Source organism: Clostridium sp. AF12-41, assembly GCF_003461685.1.
Taxonomy (GTDB): Bacteria; Bacillota; Clostridia; order Lachnospirales; family Lachnospiraceae; genus Otoolea; species Otoolea fessa.
This window is the reverse complement of the sequence record NZ_QTXO01000001.1, coordinates 135581-146765: the sequence shown is the minus strand read 5'-3', so window position 1 is coordinate 146765 and position 11185 is coordinate 135581. Positions and strand designations below refer to the sequence as shown.

Genomic DNA, 11185 nt, shown 5'->3' with positions numbered 1-11185 from the left:
TCACATCTGATTTCCGGCCATTTATTACGATTCAGTGGTCCGCGCTTAGGTGTCCCCGTATATAAGACTTAATTTCCTATATGATCAAAAAAAGCTCCATGTAAAAAATTTACAGGAACTTTATCCATAATACCCACTTAACTCTTACCTTATATTCTTACACTTTTGATTATAGCATTCAAAATATACCATGTCCATAAAAATTGCCATCATACATGTTTTTTTTCATAAACAGCCGCCGGTTATTTATACAAAAGAACCCCCTTACTTTCGTAAGGGAGTCCTTATCTACCCATTTATTCTATTTAAGGTTTCCTTTAAATAATTATTTCTCAGCGATTGCAGCCTGAGCAGCAGCCAGACGAGCGATCGGCACACGGAACGGTGAGCAGGATACATAGTCAAGACCAATCTTGTGGCAGAACTCTACGGAAGACGGGTCGCCGCCGTGCTCGCCGCAGATACCTACATGAAGGGTCGGGCGCTCTGCTTTACCTAACTTGATCGCCATCTCCATGAGCTTACCTACGCCAGTCTGATCCAGTTTTGCGAATGGATCGCTCTCGAAGATCTTCTTGTCATAGTAAGCATTCAGGAACTTGCCTGCATCATCACGGGAGAAGCCGTAGGTCATCTGAGTTAAGTCGTTTGTACCGAAGCAGAAGAATTCAGCCTCTTTTGCGATGTCGTCAGCGGTCAGAGCTGCACGCGGGATCTCGATCATGGTACCTACTTCGTACTTCAGATCAACGCCTGCTGCTGCGATCTCCTCGTCAGCGGTCTTCACAACGATATCTTTTACATATTTTAACTCTTTCGCATCGCAAGCGAGCGGAATCATGATCTCCGGTTTTACGGACCAGTCAGCGTGAGCTTTCTGTACGTTGATAGCTGCACGGATAACTGCCTTGGTCTGCATAACAGCGATCTCCGGATAGGTAACTGCCAGACGAAGTCCACGGTGACCCATCATCGGGTTGAACTCATGCAGGGAAGCAATCAGGTTCTTGATGAACTCTACAGATTTGCCCTGAGCGTCAGCCAGTTTCTTGATGTCCTCTTCCTCAGTCGGAACGAACTCATGCAGCGGCGGATCCAGGAAACGGATAGTTACCGGGTTGCCCTCCAGAGCCTCGAACAGACCTTCGAAGTCGCCCTGCTGATACGGAAGGATCTTATCCAGAGCTGCTTCTCTCTCTTCTACAGTGTCAGCACAGATCATCTCACGGAAAGCAGCGATTCTGTCTTCCTCGAAGAACATATGCTCGGTACGGCAAAGACCGATACCTTCTGCGCCAAGCTCTCTAGCTTTCTTCGCATCTGCCGGTGTATCAGCGTTGGTACGAACTTTCAGTCTTCTGAACTTGTCAGCCCATGCCATAACGCGGCCGAATGTACCAGCGATGGTAGCGTCTACGGTCTTGATCTCGCCCTCGTAAATATTACCGGTTGTACCATCAATGGAGATGAAGTCTCCCTCATTGAATACTTTACCAGCTAATGTGAATTTCTTATTTTCTTCATCCATAGCGATGTCGCCGCATCCGGATACACAGCAGGTACCCATACCACGGGCAACTACGGCTGCGTGAGAGGTCATACCACCACGAACGGTTAAGATACCCTGAGCAACCTTCATACCGGTAATGTCTTCCGGAGAGGTCTCAAGACGAACTAAGACAACCTTCTCGCCCTTTTCAGCCCATTTCTCAGCATCCTCTGCAGTGAATACAACTTTACCGCAAGCAGCACCCGGAGAAGCACCTAAGCCTTTTCCAAGCGGAGTAGCTGCCTTTAATGCAGCAGCGTCAAACTGCGGATGCAACAGTGTATCGAGGTTACGCGGGTCGATCATAGCGACTGCTTCTTCCTCTGTCTTATGTCCTTCATCTACCAGGTCGCAAGCGATCTGCAGAGCTGCCTGAGCAGTTCTCTTACCGTTACGGCACTGTAACATATAAAGTTTACGGTTCTCTACAGTAAACTCCATATCCTGCATATCATGGTAGTGGTTCTCAAGCACATCGCAAACCTTGATGAAATCTGCATATGCCTCCGGGAACTCCTGCTCCATCTGAGCGATCGGCATCGGAGTACGAACACCAGCAACTACGTCCTCGCCCTGTGCGTTCTTTAAGAACTCGCCCATCAGCTTCTTCTCGCCGGTTGCCGGGTCACGGGTAAATGCAACACCTGTACCGGACTCATCGTTTAAGTTACCGAATACCATCGGCATTACGTTTACTGCAGTACCCCAGGAATACGGAATATCATTATCTCTTCTGTATACGTTCGCACGTGGGTTGTCCCAGGAACGGAATACAGCTTCGATTGCTAATTTTAACTGAACAACCGGGTCAGACGGGAAGTCCTCACCTAACTGTTTTTTGTACTCAGCCTTGAACTGCTCAGCCAGAGTCTTTAAGTCAGCAGCAGTCAGTTCGATATCGTACTGAACACCCTTCTCTTCTTTCATCTTGTCGATGAGCTGCTCGAAGTATTTCTTACCAACTTCCATAACGACATCCGAGAACATCTGGATGAAACGTCTGTAGGAGTCATATACAAATCGCTCAAATTTCGGGTCCGGGTTGCCTGCGATCATCGCTGCAACTACCTCGTCATTTAAACCAAGGTTTAAGATGGTATCCATCATACCTGGCATGGATGCTCTCGCACCGGAACGAACCGATACTAACAGTGGGTTCTTCAGATCGCCAAATTTCTTTCCATTGAGCTCTTCCATCTTCTTAACGCCTTCCATGGTCTGTGCCATGATCTCGTCGTTAATCTTGCGACCATCTTCGTAATACTGGGTACAAGCCTCAGTTGTGATTGTAAATCCCTGTGGAACCGGCAGACCGATGCTTGTCATCTCCGCCAGGTTCGCTCCCTTTCCTCCCAGCAGGTTACGCATGGTCATGTCGCCCTCGCTAAACATATAAACCCATTTTGCCATAAGTATTTTCCTCCTATACTCGTTTATGTTTTACATTCACATATTTGTATTTATGTGAAAGATAAAAGCCATCGTGAATATTATAACATAAACTGCGGTCTAGTAAAGAGTTTTTTTGAATTCTTTCCAACTTTTTTTCGATCAATATATATTTTTTTGTAATTTTCGCGAATATTAAATGAGATGACTATCCAGAACAGTGCCTAATCTGCCCCAAAATAAATTTCGTTCTTTGCAAAATGCCAAAAATGTCACAAGCCCTCTCTAACACAAAAAGCAGAAACCATCTCCTGTTTTCTGGAATATGGTTTCTGCTTTTTTGTTTATTTAAAGATTAGAAACGGAACTTATCCTCAAAGTAGTTCTTTAACTCGGCGATCGGCACACGTACCTGCTCCATGGTATCACGGTCACGGACGGTAACAGCCTGGTCGGTCTCCGACTCGAAGTCGTAAGTGATGCAGAACGGAGTACCGATCTCATCCTGACGGCGGTAACGCTTACCAATGTTTCCTCTGTCGTCGAACTCGCAGTTGTAGTACTTGGAAAGCTCTGCGTAGATCTTCTCTGCTCCCTCGTTAAGCTTCTTGGACAGCGGAAGCACACCGATCTTAACCGGTGCAATCGCCGGATGGAAGTGAAGAACGGTTCTCACATCGCCCTCTCCGATCTCTTCCTCATCGTATGCAGCACACAGGAATGCCAGGGTTACACGGTCAGCACCCAGTGACGGCTCAATCACATACGGGATGTATTTCTCCTTCTTCTCATCGTCAAAGTAGGTCATATCCTGACCGGAGGTGTTCTGATGCTGGGTCAGATCGTAATCGGTACGGTCTGCGATACCCCACAGCTCGCCCCATCCGAACGGGAACAGAAATTCCAGATCGGTCGTCGCCTTGCTGTAGAAGCACAGCTCTTCCGGAGAATGGTCGCGCGCGCGCATCTCATCCGGCTTGATGCCAAGTGTCTGCAGCCAGTCGATGCAGTGCTGTTTCCAGTATGCAAACCACTCAAGGTCGGTTCCCGGTTCACAGAAGAACTCCAGCTCCATCTGCTCGAACTCTCTGGTACGGAAAGTAAAGTTACCCGGTGTGATCTCGTTACGGAAAGATTTACCGATCTGACCGATACCAAACGGGATCTTCTTGCGGGAGGTTCTCTGTACGTTCTTGAAGTTTACAAAGATACCCTGTGCAGTCTCCGGACGCAGATATACGGTGTTTTTTGCATCCTCGGTAACTCCCTGGAAAGTCTTGAACATCAGGTTAAACTGACGAATGTCGGTGAAATCATGCTTGCCGCAGCTCGGACAGCAGATGTTATTGTCATCAATGTACTGTTTCATCTGCTCCTGGGACCAGCCGTCTACAGAACCCTCGATCTCGATGTTGTGCTCTGCCATATAGTCCTCGATGAGCTTATCTGCACGGAAACGCTCTTTACAGCTCTTGCAGTCCATCAGCGGGTCAGAGAAGCCGCCCAGATGTCCGGATGCCACCCATGTCTGGGAGTTCATGAGAATCGCACAGTCTACACCTACGTTGTATGGGCTTTCCTGAATAAACTTCTGCCACCATGCACGTTTTACATTGTTTTTCAGTTCTACGCCCAGATTGCCGTAGTCCCATGTATTGGCAAGGCCGCCGTAAATCTCAGAACCCGGATATACAAATCCTCTTGATTTTGCGAGCGCCACGATTTTGTCCATCGTCTTTTCCATTTGTCTTGTCCTCCTGATTCATTTATCATTGTACCCGTCCCCGCCTCTTCTTTCGATATCTGGCAGATGGACGAATTTAACAATCATTCTGTTTTTTATCTTTTAAAAATCACATAAGCCGTGCCTGTTTCCGGCAGACTGACGGTTGAATCGTCTTTTAACTCGGTATTCGAACTGCGGTAAAGCACTTTTCCGCCGACCATCAGCGTCGCACCGCCCTCGCTCCGGACTGCCATGCTGCTCTTTTCATTCTGAACCGTATCCGTTCCGGCTTCGCTTCCATCCGCTTTTACCAGCTCACCCTCGGAAAACCATCCATCGGCAATCGCCTCCGAAAGCGGCTTTGCCTCCAGCGCCGTCAGGGAGTTGCTGGTGTCCTCATTGTCATTCGTCTCTCCGAATGCTTTCAGATCTTCAAAGGAAGCATAATCAAAGATCGCAGTCACCGTGTCTTTTCCCGCCTTCACACTTTTCAATGCTGCCGGCAGTCTCTCGGCATTTTTCTGGTTCTGTGCCAGCGCCCCGGCGCCTTTTTCTTCATTAAAATGAATCACTGCCGTCTCTAAATACTGCTTTAATTCATTCTCATCGACCGAAATACCGCCGGTCTGCTCCACCAAAGCACTCGACAGCGCCCCGTCTTTTGCCACATATACGCAGCTCTCCGAAGGGGAAAAGGCGGTTTCCCGTGAGCCACAGCCGGACAGCATCACACCCACGGTACACGCTGCCAGAAGAAATCCTCTTTTTTTCATTGCTCTTCCTCCCAAGCGCAAAAATGCTCCTACAACCAAGTTTTTATAGTATACCTGCTTTTCTATGTATTTTCAAGACTTGGACCTGAAAAAACGCATACTCGCACTTCCGTTTCCAGAGATACCTGCCTTTCAACCGTAAATCCTGCTTTTTGTCAGCGTCCCCCATTCAGGGTCTTCCAGATATCCGGACGGTACCTCCGCAGCACGCGCGCCGCCTGATAACAGAGTGTCACTGCAAGCAGCGGCATACACACATACATAAACATCGAAACCAGCTGGCTGCCCGGAAATAGCAGCGCCGCCGCCTTATTGAGGAAACGGACCACCACAAAGTGCGTCGCATAGATAAAAAAGGTGCAGGTCATAAACGGTCTGACTTCTCCCAGCCAGCGCTCGTTTACCATCATCCAGATACCGATGACTGCCAGAAGCTGGTAGAGAACGATTCCCGGCACAAAATAGTGGGTATAATAGCTCCTGCTGAGCACGATTCCCACTGCCAGCAGGCACACCCCCAGTGCCGCCCGCTTCCACGACCATACCGCCTCCGCCCATTTTCTCCCGTGCAGCGCCGCATAGGCGGCAAAGGAATAATAAATCAGGGCGTCCAGATTCAGCTCCGGCAGCGCCACCCCCTTGAAAAGTGCCACAAGCAGCACCAGCAGAAATGCCGCGCCGGTCCAGATATTTTTCAGAAACAGATACAGCACCGGTGCCAGCAGCACCAGCAGAATGATCTGATACATGAACCAGAACACCGGATTGAAGGTATACTTGGTGATCGCCTGCCATGCCCCGGACGTCGTGATCACCAGATCCGTCCGGTTGGCGATCGTCTGCAGTCCCGGAATCCGGCTCGCCGCCACATACGCCACGTAGTAGATAGTATTCCAGAGCAGGTACGGAACCAGAAGCGAATGCAGACGTTTATTTAATTTTTCTCCCAGCCGCTTCATCGTGAAGTTCCGGTAGAACAGGTAGGCAGACAACATGATAAAGCATGGGATGTCCACCCGCAGAATTTCCTGCATGACCGGGTACTGGAAATGCCACCACGGTGCGTCCTGCCCCAGTTCCGGGAAAAACAGATCCGCGTTGCCAGAATGCGTCCAGATGACCATGAGGCAGCAGATGAAATTGAACCAGGCGATTTTCTGGTGGAATTTGGCTTCTGGCATATAAACAGCTCCTCCCTGGATAGTTGTATGTTATGTAATCGTCTGCAATATCTCCAATGAGTGAAAACTTTTATCCACATACGCCCTCTTATTCCGCTCCACATTCGCCGCAAATTGTGCAAATGCATCTTCTTTCAGAAGAAATGTATACAACTTCTCGATCGGCGCGTAGATGACGTACTGCCAGGCGTAGCGTGCGGAGTCTCCGGCGCGCAGGGGTGGATCTTCGGTATATTCGCCGTTGATGACCATAATTTTTAACTCGAAGATGCGCTGTACAAGTTTGTTGGGGAGTGCAGGTTTTAGGAGGGCGCGGAAGGACTGATAGAGTAATCGCAGCATTTCCCTTGCCTCCAGACCTTCTCTTCCGAAGTATTCGGCGAATTCAGCAAAATAGGAGGCGTAGCAGGCGCACTCAACGTCCTGTTCGAGTCCTTCGAAATAATTTTCGATCTCCGCGCCATAGAGATTGTAGGCGTCCCGCGTCTCAGAAAGTGTGAAGGTTCCAAATGCGAAAGGCCGGCTTGCCGCACGCAGCAAACTTCCCGTGCGCTTCGCCCCGCGGGCAAATGCTGTGATTTTTCCGCGATCTCCCGTCAGGAGAATCAGCCGTTTATCAAATTCACCGACCGGGGCTGCATAAAGCACCATTCCGGTTGTCTGTATCAAATCTCGCATGCAGCCCTTCCTTCCCTCACTTAAATTTCTTTCGGGTTATATCCGTAATTCTTCATATACATATCGCTGTCTCTCCACTCCCGGCGCACTTTAACCCAGAGTTTCAGGTTGACCTTCGTGTCCATCAGATTTTCAATTTCCATCCGGGCAGCGGTTCCGATACGTTTTAACATCGATCCGCCTTTTCCGATGATGATGCCCTTGTGGGAATCGCGCTCGCACACGATCGTTGCGTCCACGTCGATGATGCCGTTTGGGCGCTCTTTCATCTGGTCGATGACAACTGCAATGCCGTGCGGGATCTCGTCGTCCAGCATCCGAAGCGCTTTCTCGCGGATCAGCTCCGCTGCGATCTGGCGCATCGGCTGGTCGGTGACGGTATCCTCATCGTAAAACTGCGGACCTGCCGGGAGATATTTAAAAATACTGCTCTTGACATCCTCGATATTCATCTCTTTGAGAGCCGAAACCGGGATAATCTCCGCAAAATTCAAAATATCCTTATATGCCGCGATAAAGGTCAGGATCTCTTCCTTCGATTTGACCGTATCAATTTTATTAATAACCAGAATGACCGGCGTCTTGATCTTCGAAAGCTGCTCTGCAATGTGGCGCTCGCCTGCCCCGATGAAGGTGGTCGGCTCTACCAGCCAGAGAATCACGTCAACCTCTTTTAACGTATTCTCTGCGACATTGACCATGTACTCGCCCAGCTTGTTTTTCGCCTTGTGGATACCCGGTGTGTCCAGAAAAATGATCTGTCCGCGCTCGTCTGTGTAAACCGTCTGGATACGGTTCCGGGTCGTCTGCGGCTTCTCAGATGTGATCGCGATCTTCTGTCCGATCAGGTGGTTCATCAGCGTAGATTTGCCGACATTCGGACGCCCGATCAGGGTCACAAAGCCAGATTTAAACTCTTTTGTATCTGTATTTGCCATCTTGTTTCCTTTCACTTGCATTTTGTTTAGTTAAACAGATTCTTCACCGTCTTAAACAGATCCTGATTTGCCTTGACTTTTTCTGCATTTCCAATCGCACAGATGCTCTGCTCACTGAGCACTGCCCTGATAATCGGCGCCAGCTCCCGGATATCCTCCGGGATAACTGCCAGGATCTCGTCTCTCTCTTTCTGGATCATCGCATCCGTCACGCCGGTAAACCAGGCCGCGTCGGCGCGAATGCCTTTGTACGGCGGCAGAAGCGGTGCATCAAGGTCGCTGATGGTTCCAATCACGAATTTCGTCATATCACGCTCATCTGCCTCAAACTGCTCCAGATACGGCACGATGCCCTCGTAAACCTCATTCGTCTCGCGCAGGTTCGGATCGCGGTAGGAAACGAAATAGCTGTCGCCAAACCGTCCGGCTCCATTCATGACGCCGTAAGCACCGCCCTTGACACGGACATTGATCCACAGATAATCATATCCGAGAATGACTTTCAGCGTCCGCAGCGTGCCCTTGTATGCCAGCCCTTTCTCCACGAAATTGCCGCAGCGCGCCAGATAATTGACCTGGGAGGAGGTCATGAAGCCCTCGTTTAAATTCTCTTTTTTCCACTCAAACGGATAAACGGTTCCATCGCCCTGTGGAAGACGTTCTTTTAAGAGCGGAAGTGCTGCTTCAAGCCCTGCCTGATCGTCGGCTGCTGCCGTGTAGCTTATCAGCATATTTTCTTTCGTAAACAGGCGTGCCGCCGTCTCTTTTAATTTCGCGATCACCTCGCCCTTTTTCTCCTCAAAGTGCTTTGCCGTCTCTTCAAGGAACTGGTAGAAGCCGATTCCGCCCGTGCAGTCGTCAAATGCCGATTCTGCCGAAAAATAGGAGCTGGCTCTCATCACTGCCGCTGAATGTGCCGCCTGATTTAAACGCATCTGGCTCTTCGATTTCGTCTCCGCCACAATCTCGCCGAGACGTTTCTCATCATCAAGGATTGAATCAAGCAGAATCTCCGCGATCGCTGAAAATCCGAAGTCCAGCTTCTCGCACAGCACCCGAGCACTCGCGGTAAAAATACCGGTAAACGCGCCCTGTTTCCGGCTGTCCGCATAGGAGCTGACGCTGAGCGTGATACCGCCGGTATTTAAGTTGATCTCATCCGACAAATCGCTGTATGTGTGTTTCGTCGTATCGACAAATCCAAGCACTGCTTTCAAAAGTCCCACATACGGCAGATCCCTGGACGGTACATGGTCGGTACGGAACATCACGCGCAGATAACCGATGCCTGAGGTAAAGAGCTCATGTGCCAGCACCTTGGTTCCGCCAATCTCGCGCTCGGTCAGGATAAATTTCTCCGCCTCTTTGCGGATATCTAAGCGTTTCAACAGCGGAATCTTCTCTAAATCTTCCTTCGGGGACGGGGTGTCCTGATACTCTTTCAGCTCTTTCGTGCCATCCACGATCGCCTGAATCTCCTCCGCGCCCAGGCTCTTCTTATATGCTTCCAGCTTTTCACGCAGCTTCTCATCCTCGATCGCCGTCAGTCCCCGCTTCGGGCTGACCGTGATCACCGCCTCAAACGGGTTATCTAAGAGATATTTGCGGATCAGTTCTTCAAAATATCCTTCCTTTGCTGCTTTTTTGAGGAATGCAAATGTCTCCTCATATTCCAGGTGCATCAGCGGATCGCCGCCGTACAGCCAGCTATCTAAGCACTGCAAGCCGTACATCAATCCTTTCGGCGCGTTGCCGAAATCTGCCTCGCGGCTGCGGAATTCATAGTAGTTGATGCCCGCCAGCAGGCTCTTCTGGTTGATGCCATCATCTGCCAGCTTCTTAAGCGTTCCCTTGACAGTCTTTAAAAATGCCTCTTTCTGGCTGCCATCCGCATTTTTCGCAATGACAGAAAAATATGGCTGTAAAATACCATTTTCATAGCTTCCCAGGATATCCTGACCAATCCCGGCGCTGATGAGTTCTTTCTTTAAAATGGCGCCCGGCGCATCCAAAAGCACATACTCCAGGATCTGAAATGCCATGTAGAGAATCGGGTCGAGATCGTCGCCCACCACCGTATTAACCGACAGGTAGGTTGCGTGATCCTCCGGCTCATCCTCAGTGATCGGATAGAAGATCTCGCGGTCCTTCGGCGCGTCAAACGACTTCTGGTAGTGAATTTCAGAATCCACCGGCTGACGGTCATAGTGGCTTAAATACTCACGATCCAGCCAGTCCAGCTTCTCTGCCATATCCATATTTCCGTACAGATAGATAAAGCTGTTGGACGGATGGTAGAATTTGCGGTGGAAATTCAGGAAATCCTCATAGGTCAGCTCCGGGATAACCTCCGGGGCGCCGCCGGACTCATGCGTATAGCAGGTATCCGGGTAAAGCGTGTTCTGCGTGTAGCGGTCAAGCACGCCCTCCGGGGAGGAAAATGCACCCTTCATCTCATTGTAAACGACACCGTTTACCGTGATCGGGCTGTCCGCCGACTCCATCTCGTAATGCCAGCCCTCCTGGCGGAAAATCTTCTCTTCTTTATAGATATTCGGATGCAGAACCGCGTCCATATAGACGTCCATCAGGTTCTGGAAATCCTTGTCGTTGCAGCTTGCAACCGGGTATACCGTCTTATCCGGGTAGGTCATCGCGTTTAAGAAGGTATTTAATGAGCCCTTTACCAGCTCTACAAACGGATCCTTGACTGGAAATTTCGCCGAACCGCACAAAACGCTGTGCTCCATGATATGCGGCACACCCGTGCTGTCAGATGGCGGGGTACGGAATCCGATGCAGAATACCTTATTCTCATCGTCATTCGAGAGCAGGAACACTCTCGCTCCCGTCTTCTTATGTTCCAGAAGAATCCCATCAGAATTCAGCTCTTTTACGTGTTTTTCATTCAGGATCTGATAGCTCTTCAAATCTTTTACTGTCATGCTGTC

The 11185-nt window shown here is 49.7% G+C and carries 7 protein-coding genes; all 7 read right to left on the bottom strand.

What is annotated here, in order from left to right; translation table 11 throughout:
• Positions 1–325: 325 nt before the first annotated feature.
• The gene (ppdK, locus tag DWV73_RS00615; RefSeq protein ID WP_117795104.1) at positions 326–2959 is read right to left on the bottom strand and encodes a pyruvate, phosphate dikinase; all 2634 of its coding nucleotides are present in this window, start codon (positions 2957–2959) and stop codon (positions 326–328) included.
• Between the two features lie 334 nt (positions 2960–3293).
• Positions 3294–4682 (bottom strand): glycine--tRNA ligase, encoded by a 1389-nt coding sequence (locus DWV73_RS00610; protein WP_107001585.1) that lies wholly within the window; start codon positions 4680–4682, stop codon positions 3294–3296.
• Between the two features lie 95 nt (positions 4683–4777).
• On the bottom strand, positions 4778–5437 hold the full coding sequence (locus DWV73_RS00605; protein ID WP_117795102.1) for a hypothetical protein: 660 nt from the start codon (positions 5435–5437) through the stop codon (positions 4778–4780).
• Positions 5438–5592: 155 nt separating this feature from the next.
• Positions 5593–6618: an acyltransferase gene (locus DWV73_RS00600; protein WP_107001587.1), complete on the bottom strand. Its 1026-nt coding sequence runs from the start codon at positions 6616–6618 to the stop codon at positions 5593–5595.
• A 30-nt stretch (positions 6619–6648) separates the two neighbouring features.
• Positions 6649–7296 (bottom strand): DNA repair protein RecO, encoded by a 648-nt coding sequence (gene recO, locus DWV73_RS00595; RefSeq protein WP_022359740.1) that lies wholly within the window; start codon positions 7294–7296, stop codon positions 6649–6651.
• 20 nt (positions 7297–7316) lie between these two features.
• Positions 7317–8234, bottom strand: coding sequence for a GTPase Era (era, locus tag DWV73_RS00590; protein WP_022359739.1), 918 nt, complete (start codon positions 8232–8234; stop codon positions 7317–7319).
• A 26-nt stretch (positions 8235–8260) separates the two neighbouring features.
• A complete protein-coding gene (locus tag DWV73_RS00585) occupies positions 8261–11179 on the bottom strand; it encodes an insulinase family protein (protein ID WP_117795100.1) in 2919 nt (972 codons plus the stop codon).
• Positions 11180–11185 lie beyond the last annotated feature (6 nt).